Here is a 14,049-nt window from a genome sequence, read left to right as displayed (position 1 = left end):
TCGTGCCGTGCGCCACCGACAATTCCGTGGCGCCGCGTCAGTCCACCAGGGGCAGCAGCCTGCCGGTGCGGACGTCGTAGATCGAGCCGCCCACCGGCAGGTCGTCCGGGAGGAACGGGGTGGTGCGGATGCGGGTGAGGTCGTGCCGCAGGGCGGCGTCCTGGTCCGGGACGGTGTGGAACTCCAGGCTCCGGGTGTCGATGCCGTGCCGCTGGGTGAGGTCGTGCACGTCGGTGTCGGTGACCTTGGCCATGCCACAGTCGGTGTGCGGCATCACCAGCACGCGTTGTACGCCCAGCAGGTAGACGGCCAGGACGAGGGTGCGCAGCACGTCGTCGGTCACGCGGGCTCCGGCGTTGCGCAGGATCTTGGCATCGCCGGCCTTGAGCCCCAGCAGCCCGAGTGGGTCGATGCGGGAGTCCATGCAGGTCACGACCGCGAGCCCGCGCGCCGCCGTGCCGGTGAGGGCGGAGTAGGCGAACGATTCGGCGTAGTCGGCGTTGGCGGCAAACAGATCATCGAACGCGCTCATGTCGCAAATAATCCCTCATGCGCCTTTGGCTGACTCTCGCGGGGGGGCCGACAGGCGGGAGTTGGCGAACGTCCCACCATCACCCCTCACCATGCGTGATGATGTCGTAGCTGAAAGTGCTGATCGAAGAAGGATGTCGTGAGTAGGTCCGAATCGCTCGCCGCGTACCTCCGTGCCCAGGCCCGTCGTCTCCTCGACCGCGTGGAGATCAACGACGGCGGCCGCAACGCGAGATCGGCGCTGGCGTTGTTCGACACCGCGGCCTACGCGGCGTGCCTCCCCGACGACGACCCGCTCATCCTGCAACTGGATGAGGCGGGTTGTTTCGGGCCGCTCGGATGCGAGGAGTTCGATCCGGGACAGGCGGGTTTCCGCCTCATCCGCGACTGGCCGGGCGGCGAGCCCCACGAACTGCTGCTCGCCCTTCCCGCCGCCATCAAGGCCTCCGCCTGAGCCTCATGCGGGGGCGTTGCCCGGCTTCCACTTGATGCCGCAGCCCAGCGACGGGTTCTGGGGTGAGTCCACCGGATCCCCCGCCAGCACCGCGTCGACGGCGGTCCGCAGCGACGCGCCCGTGACCGGGACGTCGTTGCCGGGCCGCGCGTCGTCGAACTCGCCCCGGTAGACGAGCGCGAACGATGAGTCGTACAGGAAGAAGTCGGGCGTGCAGGCCGCTTTGTACGCCTTCGCCACCTCCTGCGTCTCGTCCAGCAGGTACGGGAAGGTGAATCCGGCCCGGGCGGCCTGCTCGGCCAGGTGTGTGGCGTCGTCGTCGGGGTAATGGACGCTGTCGTTGCTGCAGATGGCGACGATCGACAGCCTGGAACCGTAGTCGGTGGCGAGGGCGGCGAGACCCTTCTCGATGCGCCGCACGTACGGGCAGTGGTTGGACAGGAAGACCACGAGAGTGGCGGGAGAGCCCTTGAGATCGGTCAGCGAGACGCTGCCGCCGTCGATGGCGGTCAGGTCGAAGGACGGCGCTGGGGTGCCGAGCGGAACCATGAAAGAGTTGACAGCCATACCGTCCATTGTCCTCGATCGGCGCCGTTTCAACCGCTTTGGAGGTACTGAGTGAAGGGCATCGCGGAATTCCGCACGACCGTGATCGACTGCGGCAACCCGCGCAAGGTTGCCGAGTTCTACTCACAACTGCTCGGGTGGCCGATCGACTACCAGGACGATGACTGGGTGGTGGTCACCGACGGCGGTTCGCCCGCTCGGCTGGCGTTCCAGAAGGTGGAGGAATACCGCCCGCCCATCTGGCCCCGCTCAGAGCGTCCCCAGCAGTTGCACATCGACGTCACGGTCGACGATCTCGACGCCGCCGAGAAGGCGGTGCTCGACATCGGCGCGACCAAGCACGACCACCAGCCGAGCGAGGACGACAGCTTCCGCGTCTTCCTCGACCCGGCCGGTCATCCGTTCTGCCTCTGCAGAGACTGACGCGCCCGGAAGGTCCGGGGGCCGGTCGCGGCCCCCGGACCGATCCGATCGTCAGCGGGCCGACTGCGCCAGCAGGTCCACCGCCGCGTCGAGATCGCCCGCGGCCAGCTTCTGGTCCGCCCTGGCCTGCAGGTCCGGGCGCTTGCCCGCGGCCTGAGCCAGATCCCTGGCCACCGACACCACGGCGTCGCCCTGTGCGAACGTGTCGGTCTTCGACCGTTCGAGCAGCGCCGTGGCGGCCCGCAGCGCGCCGAGGACGGCGCGCGTGTCACGTACCGTCCCGTCGGTGTTCCAGCTGGGGCCGGCCAGCGCCACGGTCAGCGCCGCCGCCGCGGCCTTCGACGACCCGTCGCCGGAGGCGAGCCGGTCGCGGACCGTCTTGAGGCGGTCACGGCCCCGATCGGTGCGCAGCCCCCAGCCGTAGGGGAACAACGGATCGTACGCCGCGTCGCCCACGTTGATCGGCAACTGCCCCACCGTGCGGAACCAGGTGAACGGCAACCGCCCGGTGTACGGCACGGCGCCGAACAGCGGGTCGGTCACCCCTGCGCCCTCGGTGCCCGGCAGCCACGCGGCCACCAGCGCCGGCACCCGTGACAGGTCGCCCAGCAGCAGCGGCCGCCCGGAGACGACCAGCACGACGCACTTCATCGCCCCGCACACCCGGTCGATCGCGGCCTGGTCGGCGGCGGACGGCTCCAGCGTGCGCCCCTGGCGCCCGACGTCGCCGAATCCCTCCGCGTACGGGGTCTCGCCCACCACCACGACGCCCACGTCATGCCCCGGCAGCGGCGCCGAGGCGTCACGCGAGTAGGTCACGGCGGAGGCGCGGGAGCGGATGGCCGACAGGATCGTGGTGCCTGGCGTGATCGGCCCCGAGGAGCCCTGCCAGGTGATCGTCCAGCCGCCCGACTGGTTGCCGATGTCGTCGGCGTTGGACCCGGCGACGTACACCTTGGAGTCGCGGCGCAGCGGGAGCAGGCCGCCCTCGTTCTTCAGCAGCACCTGCGACCTGGCCGCCGCAGTGCGGGCGACGGCGCGGTGCGCGGGCGAGCCGACGTCGGCGAGGTGTGACCGGTCGGCGTAGGGACGTTCGAACAGGCCCAGCCGGAACTTCTGGGTGAGGATCCTGGCCACCGCGTCGTCGACCCGCGCGAGCGGCACCCGCCCGGCCTCGACCTCGGCCTTCAGGGTGGCGACGAACGCCGGGTAGGCGTACGGCACCATGATCATGTCGAGTCCGGCGTTGACCGAGACGCGCACGTCGCTCGGGTAGTCGCCGGGGATCTGGTCGATGGCCTGCCAGTCACTGATCACCAAGCCCTTGAACCCGAGCCGGTCCTTCAGCACGTCGGTGATCAGCTCGCGGTGCGCGTGCATCTTCGTCGGCCCCTGGCCGTGGTCGACGCTGGAGAACGACGGCATCACGCTGGCCACGCCGCGCCTTACCGCTTCCACGAACGGCGTCAGGTGGATGGCCTCCAACTGCGCCCGGCTGCCCTCGGTGACGCCCTGGTCGATCGTGTAGTCGCCGGTCGTCGAGGAGCCGAAGGTCGTGCCGCCGTCGCCGACGTAGTGCTTGGCCGTGGCCAGCACGCCGTTGTCCTGAAGGCCGTCGATGATCGTCGCCATCCGCGACACCAGGGCCGGGTCCTCGCTGAACGACTCGTACGCGCGTCCCCAGCGGTCGTCACGTGAGACGCACAGGCACGGCGAGAAGTTCCACGGGATGCCCGTCGCCTTCACCTCGCGCGCGGTGATCTCGCCGGTCCGCTCGACCAGCTCGGGGTCGCGGGTGGCGCCGAGCCCCACGTTGTGCGGGAAGATCGTCGCGCCGACCACGTTGTTGTGGCCGTGCACGGCGTCCACTCCGTAGATGAGCGGGATCTGCAGCCTGGTCTGCTGGGCCTGTAGCTGGAAGCCGTCGATCATGTCGGCCCAGGCCGTGGGGGTGTTGGTGGCAGGCGTGGAGCCGCCGCCCGACAGCAGGGAGCCGAGCCGGTAGGCGGCGATGTCGTTGGGACTGGCCAGCGCGCCGCGTTCGGCCTGCGTCATCTGCCCGACCTTCTCGTCGAGCGTCATGCGCCCGAGGAGGTCGGCGACGCGCTGCTTGACCGGCCTGCGAGCGTCGAGGTACGGCAGGCCGTGCGCGTTGATCACGATGGCCGGATTCTCGGCCGGCGGCCTGGTGCCGGTGCCCGACAGCACGATCGGGATGGTCTCGGCGGCCTCGGCCGAGCCGTCGCCGCGTGTCCTGACGGTGAAGGACCTGGCGGAGCCCGAGGTGGTGCCGGCGGGGAAGGTCAGGGTGCCCTCGACCGCCGTGTAGTCCTCGCCGGGAGTCGCCGTGCCCTCGCCGGTGCGGTAGCCGACGGCCAGGTCGGCCGGCAGCGGCTCGCCCGTGGCCGTCGTCACCGAGACGCGGACCTGCACCGAGCCCTTCTCGTCGACCGGGTAGACCGGGCGGTCCGTGGCCAGCCGTACCGGGCGTGGGGGAGCGGTGCCGTACACCTGCACGTCGTCCCAGAGCAGCGTGCCGGACGCGACCGGCAGCCGCATGCTGTAGCCCCACATGGCGTCGAGGTCCAGCTCGCCGTCTGTCGGCGCGCCGCCAGGCTGGTAGTCGGCGCGGCGGACGAAGTCGGCGAACGGCACCTTCACCTGCCGCCAGCCGGCGCTGTCGTCGGTGAAGGACGACTCGAACAGCTCGGAGCTGCCCGCTCCACCGCCGCCGTCCTTGACCTCGAAGAAGATCCGCTGGCCCGATCCGGAGCCGTTGACCCAGAAGGAGAAGCCCTCGTACGGGGACCAGTCCTGGGTGGCGGTCAGGTCGTGGGACCAACCGCCCCATTGGCTCACGTCGTAGACGGACTTGAGGATTCGGTTGGCGGCGGGCGCACCGGGCCGGTCGGCGCCCGGCTCGATGGTCAGGACGGGGGTGGACGGGCCGTCGTTGCCCCAGGCCGCGACGCCCGGCGGCAGGCCGTCTGTCTCGAAGTCGGTGATGGTGAGGTCGGCGGCCGCCTGGGCGGGTGGGACGACGAGGAGCGACCCGAGCAGGGCCAGGGCGGCCCAGATCGGGGTCCTTGATCGGAACACGGTGCCTCCTAGAGAGAGCGCTCTCTCAGATGAGATCGGAAGGCGAGGCCGTTTCATAACATCCGATGAAATATCGCTGTTAGATCCCTGGTCAGAGACTTCCTCAGGAACAAGGTCGTCGTCACGAAGGACCAGCGCCGCACCTGCCGTGTGTCGCTGCGGCAAGTGCGATAAGTGGCGTGCGTCGCTCGGCAAGTGCGGCAAGTGCGGCAAGTGCGGCCAGTGCGGCCAGTGCCGTGTGTCGTTCAGCGAATAGAGCGATCACCGCTCCGCCGGGGAAGCCCTGGCAGAGCGGTGTCTCACCCTCCCGGGAGGTCTAACCCTCCGGTGGCGCCGAATCCTCCGGAGCCGCCGTGTCCCCGCTGACCGGGCCGGAGCCGAGGGCGCCGCCGATCGCCCCGATGGTGTGGGTGAGCCGGACGCCCGAGCCGTCTCGGCGGCCGACTTCCTCAGGCAGCGGCACCGGCTTGCCCACCGCGGAGACGGCCTTGGCCGGAGCAGGGCCCGCCCAGGCCAGCAGCAGCACGTCCTCGCCCTTGAGGAATCGCTGGGCGCGGACACCGCCCGTGGCCCGGCCCTTGGCCGGGAACTCCGCGTAGTCGGCCACCTTGCCGCCGCCCACCTGGGTGCCGGGAAGCGCGGTGGACGAGCCCGCCACGGTCACCACCTGGGACGGAAGGGACGGGTCGACCGCGCCGAACCACACCACGCGGGCCCCGTCGTCGAGCCGGATGCCCGTCATGCCGCCCGCGGGCCGGCCTTGCGGGCGGACGAGGGAGGCGGAGTAGCGCAGCAGCTGGGCGTCGGAGGTGATGAAGACCAGATCGTGTGCCTCGGAGTCGAGCTCGACCGCCCCCACGACGGTGTCGCCGTCCTTGAGGGTGATCACCTCGAAGTCGTCGCGGTTGGCCGGATATTCGGGCACCACCCGCTTGACCACGCCCTGGGCGGTGCCGAGAGCGAGGCCGGGACCGTCGGGATCGAGGCTGCCCAGGCCCACGACCGTCTCGTCGGGCTGCAACGAGACGAACTCGGCGACCGGATGGCCGCCCGACAGCGACGGCGGGTTGGCCGAGGGCGGCAGCGTGGGCAGGTCGACCACCTGGACGCGGATCAGCCGGCCCAGGGACGTCACGACGCCGACCTCGCCTCTGACGGAGGTGCGGACCGCGGCCACCAGCACGTCGTGCGCTGTGCGTTCGCCCTCGCCGGCCAGCGGGGAGACGTCGGTGGTGCGGGCCAGCAGGCCGGTGGAGGAGAGCAGGGCCAGGCACGGCTCGTCGGCCACCTGCAGCTCGACCGTGGGGGTGCGGGTGGCGCCGGACGCCTCCAGCAGCACGGTGCGGCGCGGAGTGCCGTACTTCTTCGCGATCTCGGCGAGCTCGCCGGACACCACCTGGCGCAGCCGGGTGTCGGAGGACAGGATGCCGGTCAGCTCGGCGATCTCGTCGGACAGCACCTGCTTCTCGCGGTCGAGCTCCAGCTTGTCGTAGCGGGTCAACCGGCGCAGCGGCGTGTCGAGGATGTACGCGGCCTGGATGTCGGTGAGGTCGAAGACCTCCATCAGCCGGGTCCGGGCTTGAGCCGAGTCGTCGGAGGCCCGGATGACCTGGATGACCTCGTCGATGTTGAGCAGTGCGACGATGAGGCCGTCGACCAGGTGGAGCCGCTCCTCGCGCTTGCGGCGGCGGTATTCGGACCTGCGGCGCACGACCTCGATCCGGTGGTCGACGTAGACCCGCAGCAGCTCGCGCAGGCCCAGCGTGCGCGGCTCGCCGTCGACCAGCGCGACGTTGTTGATGCCGAACGTCTCCTCCATCGGCGTCAGCCGGTAGAGCTCCTCCAGCACCGCCTCGGGGATGAAGCCGTTCTTGATCTCGATGACCAGGCGCAGGCCCTTGTGCCGGTCGGTGAGGTCCTTGAGGTCGGCGATGCCCTGGAGCTTCTTGCTGGTCACCAGCTCCTTGATTTTGGTGACCACGCGCTCGGGCCCGACGTTGTAGGGCAGTTCGGTGACGATGATGCCCTTGCGGCGCGGCGTGATCTGCTCGATCGCGCACCTGGCGCGCATCCGGAAGGTGCCGCGGCCCGTCTCGTAGGCGTCGCGGACGCCCTGCAGGCCGATGATCGAGCCGCCGGTCGGCAGGTCGGGGCCCGGGACGAAGCGCATGAGCTCGTCGAGCGTCGCGTCGGGCTTTTTGATCAGATGGCGGGCGGCGGCCACGACCTCGGTGAGGTTGTGCGGCGCCATGTTGGTCGCCATGCCGACCGCGATGCCGGTCGTGCCGTTGACCAGCAGGTTGGGGAACGCCGACGGCATGACCGTGGGCTCGGTCTCCTGGCCGTCGTAGTTGGGCTTGAAGCCGACCGTGTCCTCGTCGAGCGACTCGACCATCAGCATCGCGGCCGGGGCCAGCCTGGCCTCGGTGTAACGCATGGCGGCCGGCAGGTCGTCGGGGGAGCCGAAGTTGCCGTGCCCGTCGACCAGCGGCAGGCGCATGGAGAACGGCTGCGCGAGGCGGACGAGGGCGTCGTAGATGGCGCTGTCACCGTGGGGGTGGAGCTTGCCCATCACGTCGCCGACGACGCGGGAGGACTTGACGTGGCCGCGATCGGGACGCAGGCCCATCTCGCTCATCGAGTAGAGGATGCGCCGCTGCACCGGCTTGAGGCCGTCGCGCGCGTCGGGGAGCGCCCGCTGGTAGATGACCGAGTAGGCGTACTCGAGGAAGCTCGTGCGCATCTCGGAGGAGACGTCGATGTCGACGATCCGCTCCTCGAAATCCTCGGGAGGGGGTGTTGTCGTGCGTCGGGCCATGTCGAACATTGTGCCGAAGAAACCCTAGTGCCCGCGACACTTCGGTTCCGCGCGACGGCGGTGACCGGCGCCGTCACTCCAGTCACCCAAGCAATTGCTTGGGTGTTTCGTTCCGAAAACAGATGGTTTCCGGCTCCAGAAGGTGTCGTGACCCGCCCGGATGGGCGCGGGATGTCGGCGGGACCTGGTAACAAGGAACACATGATTGAAGCCCCCGATGTGGCGATGCTGCGCGAAGAGGCCGAGGGGCGGCTGCGGGCGCTCGCCGGAGAGCACGCCCGGCTCCGCGACGACCAGTGGACCGCCATCGAGGCGCTCGTCGTCGACCGCCGCAGAGTGCTCGTGGTGCAACGCACCGGCTGGGGCAAGTCCGCCGTCTACTTCGTGGCCACCGCGCTGCTGCGCGAGCTCGGCGAGGGGCCCACGGTCATCGTCTCGCCGCTGCTCGCGCTGATGCGCAACCAGATCGCCGCCGCCGAGCGGGCCGGCATCCGCGCCGTCACGATCAACTCCGCCAACCCCGAGGCGTGGGAGGAGGTCTACGGCCGGGTCGCGGACGGGCTGGTCGACGTGCTGCTGGTCAGCCCCGAGCGGCTCAACAACCCCGACTTCCGCGACAACGTGCTGCCCGAGCTGGCCGAGAGCGCCGGGCTGGTGGTGGTCGACGAGGCCCACTGCATCTCCGATTGGGGGCACGACTTCCGGCCCGACTACCGCAGGCTGGCCACGCTCTTCGAGGAGCTGCCGCCCGGCATCCCGGTGCTGGCGACCACCGCCACGGCCAACGCCCGCGTCACCCGCGACGTCGCCGAACAACTGCGCCCGCCCGCGGACGTCCGGTCCGACGCCGACGAACCGCTGGTGCTGCGTGGGCCGCTGGAGCGCGACAGCCTGCATCTCAGCGCGGTGCGCCTGCCGACGGCCGAGCAACGGCTGGCCTGGCTGACCCAGACGCTGCGCGAGCTGCCCGGCTCCGGCATCGTCTACACCCTGACCGTGGCGGCGGCCCACGAGATCGCCGCCTACCTGCGCGAGCAGGGCCACGAGGTGGCGGCCTACTCCGGGCAGACCGACCCGGCCGAGCGGCTGGCGGCCGAGGAGGCGCTGCTCAACAACAAGATCAAGGCCCTGGTCGCCACCAGCGCGCTGGGCATGGGCTTCGACAAGCCCGACCTGGGGTTCGTCGTCCACATGGGCGCGCCGCAGTCGCCGGTCGCCTACTACCAGCAGGTCGGCCGCGCCGGTCGCGGCGTCGAGCGGGCCGAGGTCATCCTGCTCCCCGGCACCGAAGACCGCGACATCTGGGCCTACTTCACCTCGCTGGCCTTCCCGCCGGAGCCGGTCGTCCGGGCCACGCTCCAGGCGCTGGAGGAGCGCGGCACGATGTCCACCCAGGCGCTCGAGACGGCCGTCGACCTGAGCCGGAGCCGCCTGGAGATGATGCTCAAGGTCCTCGACGTCGACGGCGCGGTCCGCCGGGTCAAGGGCGGCTGGGAGTCGACGGGTGAGCCGTGGGCCTACGACGCCGAGCGCTACTCCCGCATCGCCGCCGAGCGCCGGGCCGAGCAGGAGGCCATGCTCGGCTACCTGACCACCACCGAGTGCCGCGAGCACTACCTGCGACGGCACCTCGACGACGACGCGGCCGGGCCCTGCGGCCGGTGCGACAACTGCACCGGCCACCACCGCTCGCCCGAGATCGCCACCGAGGCGGTGGAGGTCGCCCGGCAGAGCCTGAGCAGGCCCGGTGTCCCGGTCGAGGCGCGCCGGCAGTGGCCGACCGGCCTGGCCGACCTGTCCGGCCGGATCAAGCCGGAGCTCGGCGCCGAGCCGGGCAGGGCGCTCGGGCGGCTCACCGACATCGGCTGGGGCAACCGGCTGCGCGAGCTGTTCAACGGCCCCGACGGGCCGATGGCCGACGACATGTTCAAGGCCGTGATCCAGCTGTTGTCCGCGTGGGAGTGGCGCGAGCGGCCGGTGGCCGTGGTCAGCGTCCCCTCCTCGACGCGCCCCCTGCTCGTGCGCGGGTTCGCCGAACGGCTCGCCCAGGTGGGGCGGCTGGCCTACCTCGGCGAGCTGGGCTATCGCGCGGGGCCGCCCGGGCAGCAGTTCAACAGCGCCAAGCGGGTGCAGGCGATCAGGGCCACCCTGGCCATGCCCAAGGACCTCGGCGTGGCCATCGCCGAGTGCGGGGGGCCGGTGCTGCTGATCGACGACCGCATCGACACCGGCTGGACGATGACCCTGGGCACGGCCCTCGTGCGGCACGCGGGCGCCCCGGCCGTGCTGCCCCTGGCGCTCGCCACGACCTCCTGATCGCCGACGACCGATCGGTCGGGCCGGTCGGGCCGGTCGGGCGGGCTGGTCAGACGGGGCTGGTCGGGCGCGGTTGGTCGGGCCGGTTGGTCGGGGGGCCGGTCGATCGGACTGGTCAGGCCCCGGCTCAGGCCACGCCCATCGTCACCAGGTCGTAGTTGCCGTACACCGGGCTGACGTGCACGTTGGTCGCGTCCCGGCCGCGCAGCAGCAGCGTGCGCCGCCAGACCAGCGGCACGAGCACCGCCTCCTCAGCGATCCGCTGCTCGGCCCGCGCCCACAGGGCGGCCCTCTCGGTGCCGTCGAGTTCACGTGTGGCCTGGTCGACCAGGGAGTCGATCGCGGGCACGCGGACACTCACGTTGATCGAATACTCCTTGGTGATCTGCCTGCTGTCGGCCAGCAAGGACAGGAACGACCCCGTGTCGGGCCAGTCGGGCGCCCAGGTCTTGGCGATCAGCCCGATGCCCTCCTTCTTCAGGTAGGCCGGGTTGCCGCCGTACCTCTGGTGGAACTCCGCGACCTGGTGACCCCGCGGAGTGACCCGGATGCCGGCCCTGCCGAGGGCCGTACGCACCGCCTGCGCGGCCGCGGCCTCGCCGGGCACGTCACGGTAGATGTACGTGGTCTCGAACCCGCCGGGCTCGCCGCAGGCGGCGAGCGAGCGCCGGGCGGCGTCCGGGTCGCCGTTCGCGGTCAGCCCGGGAATCGGCGCGTGCGTGCCCGGGATCGACGGCGGCACCAGTGACGTCGGCACCTGACCCGCGCCGAGCCCGGTGCGGAACCCCTGCGGCACCGCCGCGAGACCCAGCGCCTGGATCACCGCGCGCCGGCAGCCGGGGTCGTCGAACGGCTCCACCTGCGGGTTGATCGCCAGATAGTTGACGCCGCCGGTGAGCGGTGTGTCCGACCGGCTCCGCAGCGCAGAGGAGGCCGAGATCTCAGCCTCCTGCTCCTGCGTCACGGGCGGCCCGAAGGTGACCTCGCCGGCGGACAACTTCCTGGCCGCCTCGGCCGCGTCCTGGCCGAAGTCCATCTCGAACCGGTCGGGCAGCCGCGTGCGGTTGGGGTCGGTCGCGGGATCCCACTGCTCGTTGCGCACCAGCACGAGCCGCTGCTCCGTCGCGCTCTCGAACATGTACGGCCCCGACGACGCGACGGCGAAGCGGTACTTGTCGCGCGTGTCCCTGCCTCGGGGCACCGGTACGGTCTCGGGGAGCTGGACGACCTGGTCGAAGGCGCCGTACGGCTCCTTGAGATGGAAGACGATCGTCCGGTCGTCGGGGGTCTCGATGGCCGAGTCGGTGTCCGCGCTCGGCGACCTGTAGGGCCCCTGGTAGCCGGTCGGCAGGGCCAGCAGCTCGTCGAAGTGGGCCGAGCCGTTGGCGAAGCCCTCGTCCATGCTGCGCAGCACCGCGTACTTCACGTCCGCCGAGGTGATCGGGGCGCCGTCGTCGTACTTCGCGCCCCGCCGCAGCGTGTAGGTCCAGGTCTTGCCGGCGTCGCTCGGCTGTCCCAGTCGTTCGGCCAGGTCGGGGACGATCTGCGTGCCCGCCGCGCCAGGGGCGGGCTTGAACATCGTCAGCGACCGGCCGTAGAGGCGGATGAGGTTCAGCGTGTCGGGGAAGTAGGCGTCGCCCGGGTCGGTGGAGTCCAGGGCGGAGCCCGAGGCCACACGGACTGTCCCGCCGGTCCTGTTAGACGGGTTCGCGATCGCCGCCACCGCCGCGTCCTGGCCGGTCGCCCGTCCGGTGGCCGTTCCCGGCTGCCCCGAGCCGGCCGGGGTGTCGCCACGGCTGACCAGCCAGGTGACCACCCCGATCACGAGGGCCGTCGCCACCGCCACGGCCGGCACCAGCACCCTGCGCCGGGAGCCGCTGCCGCCAGGACCCGGCGCTGCCTGGGATCGCGGGCCCACGTGGGCAGGCGGCGTCTGATGGGCCTGGGATGGCGGGCCCACGTGGGCCGGTGGCGCCTGGTGGTGTGCGCCCGGAGCCGGGAGTCCCGGCACGGGTGGCCCGGAAGGCGGCGGTGGAGTGGTCGTACCGGCGGGGGCGTTCGACCGGATGAGCTCACCCAGCACCTGCTCGGCCGTCGGCCGTAACCGGGGATCCTTGCCGAGCGCGGCCCAGAGGAGCGCCGCCAGCGGCTCCGGCACCCCGGACAGGTCGGGCGTGGCACTCAGGATGCGGTGCATCACCATCGGCAGCGTCCCGAACCCGAACGCGCTTCGCCCCGTCGCCGCGAACACCATCGTGCCCGCCCACGCGAACACGTCGCTGGCCGGCTCCGGCCTGCCGTGAAACTGTTCCGGAGCCATGTACGCGGGCGTGCCCACCACGCTCGTCGTCAGGCTCTGGCTCACGTCGAGTGCCCGGGCGATCCCGAAGTCGATCACCCGGGGCCCGTCGGGGCCGAGCAGCACGTTGCTCGGCTTGAAATCACGGTGCACCACGCCCGCCCGGTGGATCGCGGCCAGCGCCGTGGCGGTCGCGATCGCCAGGCGTACCAGCACCTGGCCGCGCATGGGACCCTCGGTGGTCACCTGGTGCTGGAGTGACGGCCCGTCGACGTACTCGCCGACGATGAACGGCCGGTCATCGACCGCGCCCACCTCGAGCACCCGCGCCGTGCAGAACTCCGCGACCCGGCGCGCGGCCTCGGCCTCGCGGCGGAAGCGGCGCACGGCCTGCTCGTCGTCGGCGAACCGGGCGTGCAGCAGCTTGATCGCGACGCGCTCGCCGGAGGGGGACAGACCCAGGTAGACGCTGCCCTGGCCGCCTTCGCCGAGGAACCCGGTGACCGGGTAATCGCCGACCGACTCAGGGTCGCCCGGCCGTAACGGACGCACGCCCAGCATCCAGCTCCTTCTGGAGAGACATCGGGCCTCTCACGATAGAACGAGCCGGAAGATCCGCACTAGAGCCGGGGGCGTGCTCCCAGGTGCGTGATCGCCTTGGTGGCCAGCCGGCAACCGGAGGCCAGCGACTCGGCCGGAGGCTTGCCCGCCAGCCACGACGGCAGGAACCCGGCGCAGAACGCGTCGCCCGCACCCGTGCCGTCGATGATCCGGTCGACCGGATCGGCGGCCACCCGGACCGGGTCGGGGCGGCCGTTGCCGAACCACAGCGCACCCTCGGAGTTGAGCTTGATCACGACCTGCGGGAACCACGCGGTCAGCACCTTGGCGGCAGCCTCGGGATCATCGCGGCCGGTCAGCACCTTGGCCTGGTCGATGTTGGCGAACAGCAGCTTGGCGCCACTCGTCCACTCAAGGAACGGCTCGGCGCCCGTACGGTCCAGAGGCGCGGACGAGGCGCAGTCGACCGTGATCGACATGCCCGAGTGGTGGGCCATGTCGAGCGCCGCGAGACCCGCGTCGCGGGAGCCCTCGTTGATCAGTGTGTAGCCCGACAGGTGCAGGTGGCCGCCGCCGTTGAACAGGTCACGCGGCAGGTCCTCCGGCGAGAGGGCGGCATTGGCGCCCGGGTCGGAGAGCATCGTGCGCTCGCCCTTGTGCGTGACGAGCACCACACAGGTGCCGGTCGGCCGCTCCGGATCCATCACGAGCCGGGCGTCGACGCCGTAGCCCATCAACTCCATATCGCGGTTGCGGCCGGTGATATCGGCGCCACGGCGCCCGATGAAGGCCACCTCCGCGCCTTCGACCGCCAGCCAGGATGCGATGTTCGCCCCGGAACCGCCACCGTGCATGGTCACGACCGCCGGGGTGTCGCTGGCCCTGGCGAGTGCATAACGGGCGCGGGCGACCGCGTCGGTCATGAGATCGCCCACCACGACGACCCGCGTCATGATGCCACCACCTTGCTGCTGCCTACAG

The 14,049-nt window shown here is 71.2% G+C and carries 9 protein-coding genes; 3 read left to right on the top strand and 6 right to left on the bottom strand.

What is annotated here, in order from left to right:
* Positions 1 to 37 precede the first annotated feature (37 nt).
* Entirely contained in the window at positions 38 to 532 is a 495-nt protein-coding gene (locus tag AB0I38_RS32670) for a beta-class carbonic anhydrase (protein WP_358488897.1), read from the bottom strand.
* A gap of 138 nt (positions 533 to 670) precedes the next feature.
* Here AB0I38_RS32670 and AB0I38_RS32665 point away from each other — a divergent pair, with 138 nt between their 5' ends.
* The gene (locus AB0I38_RS32665; RefSeq protein ID WP_358488892.1) at positions 671 to 985 is read left to right on the top strand and encodes a hypothetical protein; all 315 of its coding nucleotides are present in this window, start codon (positions 671 to 673) and stop codon (positions 983 to 985) included.
* Between the two features lie 3 nt (positions 986 to 988).
* Here AB0I38_RS32665 and AB0I38_RS32660 read toward each other — a convergent pair whose 3' ends face one another.
* Positions 989 to 1,552 carry a thioredoxin family protein gene (locus AB0I38_RS32660; RefSeq protein WP_358488888.1) on the bottom strand — a complete coding sequence of 188 codons (564 nt, stop codon included), beginning with the start codon at positions 1,550 to 1,552 and terminating at the stop codon, positions 989 to 991.
* A 51-nt stretch (positions 1,553 to 1,603) separates the two neighbouring features.
* Here AB0I38_RS32660 and AB0I38_RS32655 point away from each other — a divergent pair, with 51 nt between their 5' ends.
* Positions 1,604 to 1,975: a VOC family protein gene (locus AB0I38_RS32655; RefSeq protein WP_358488880.1), complete on the top strand. Its 372-nt coding sequence runs from the start codon at positions 1,604 to 1,606 to the stop codon at positions 1,973 to 1,975.
* Positions 1,976 to 2,026: 51 nt separating this feature from the next.
* On the opposite strand, the gene AB0I38_RS32650 is transcribed toward AB0I38_RS32655, so the two are convergent.
* Positions 2,027 to 5,074 carry a glycoside hydrolase family 3 N-terminal domain-containing protein gene (locus AB0I38_RS32650; RefSeq protein ID WP_358488875.1) on the bottom strand — a complete coding sequence of 1,016 codons (3,048 nt, stop codon included), beginning with the start codon at positions 5,072 to 5,074 and terminating at the stop codon, positions 2,027 to 2,029.
* A 316-nt stretch (positions 5,075 to 5,390) separates the two neighbouring features.
* A complete protein-coding gene (locus AB0I38_RS32645) occupies positions 5,391 to 7,892 on the bottom strand; it encodes a DNA gyrase/topoisomerase IV subunit A (protein ID WP_436838797.1) in 2,502 nt (833 codons plus the stop codon).
* A gap of 201 nt (positions 7,893 to 8,093) precedes the next feature.
* Here AB0I38_RS32645 and AB0I38_RS32640 point away from each other — a divergent pair, with 201 nt between their 5' ends.
* Positions 8,094 to 10,208 (top strand): RecQ family ATP-dependent DNA helicase, encoded by a 2,115-nt coding sequence (locus AB0I38_RS32640; RefSeq protein WP_358488865.1) that lies wholly within the window; start codon positions 8,094 to 8,096, stop codon positions 10,206 to 10,208.
* Between the two features lie 127 nt (positions 10,209 to 10,335).
* On the opposite strand, the gene AB0I38_RS32635 is transcribed toward AB0I38_RS32640, so the two are convergent.
* Together AB0I38_RS32635 and AB0I38_RS32630 are read right to left on the bottom strand one after the other, a co-directional pair.
* The gene (locus AB0I38_RS32635) at positions 10,336 to 13,068 is read right to left on the bottom strand and encodes an ABC transporter substrate-binding protein (protein ID WP_358488852.1); all 2,733 of its coding nucleotides are present in this window, start codon (positions 13,066 to 13,068) and stop codon (positions 10,336 to 10,338) included.
* Between the two features lie 59 nt (positions 13,069 to 13,127).
* Positions 13,128 to 14,021, bottom strand: coding sequence for a carbohydrate kinase family protein (locus AB0I38_RS32630; RefSeq protein ID WP_358488846.1), 894 nt, complete (start codon positions 14,019 to 14,021; stop codon positions 13,128 to 13,130).
* Positions 14,022 to 14,049: the final 28 nt, after the last annotated feature.

The sequence above is a fragment of the Nonomuraea cavernae genome (assembly GCF_040655715.1).
GTDB classification, from domain to species: Bacteria; Actinomycetota; Actinomycetes; order Streptosporangiales; family Streptosporangiaceae; genus Nonomuraea; species Nonomuraea cavernae_A.
The sequence above is the reverse complement of the archived record's forward strand: the minus strand, read 5'-3'. Positions and strand labels throughout refer to the sequence as shown.

What these genes read in the sequence shown, in the direction of transcription:
- AB0I38_RS32660 (WP_358488888.1), bottom strand. Translation starts at nt 1,552, where the DNA reads ATGGCTGTCAACTCTTTCATGGTTCCGCTCGGCACCCCAGCGCCGTCC.
- AB0I38_RS32640 (WP_358488865.1), top strand. Translation starts at nt 8,094, where the DNA reads ATGATTGAAGCCCCCGATGTGGCGATGCTGCGCGAAGAGGCCGAGGGG.
- AB0I38_RS32635 (WP_358488852.1), bottom strand. Translation starts at nt 13,068, where the DNA reads ATGCTGGGCGTGCGTCCGTTACGGCCGGGCGACCCTGAGTCGGTCGGC.
- AB0I38_RS32630 (WP_358488846.1), bottom strand. Translation starts at nt 14,021, where the DNA reads ATGACGCGGGTCGTCGTGGTGGGCGATCTCATGACCGACGCGGTCGCC.
- AB0I38_RS32670 (WP_358488897.1), bottom strand. Translation starts at nt 532, where the DNA reads ATGAGCGCGTTCGATGATCTGTTTGCCGCCAACGCCGACTACGCCGAA.
- AB0I38_RS32645 (WP_436838797.1), bottom strand. Translation starts at nt 7,892, where the DNA reads ATGGCCCGACGCACGACAACACCCCCTCCCGAGGATTTCGAGGAGCGG.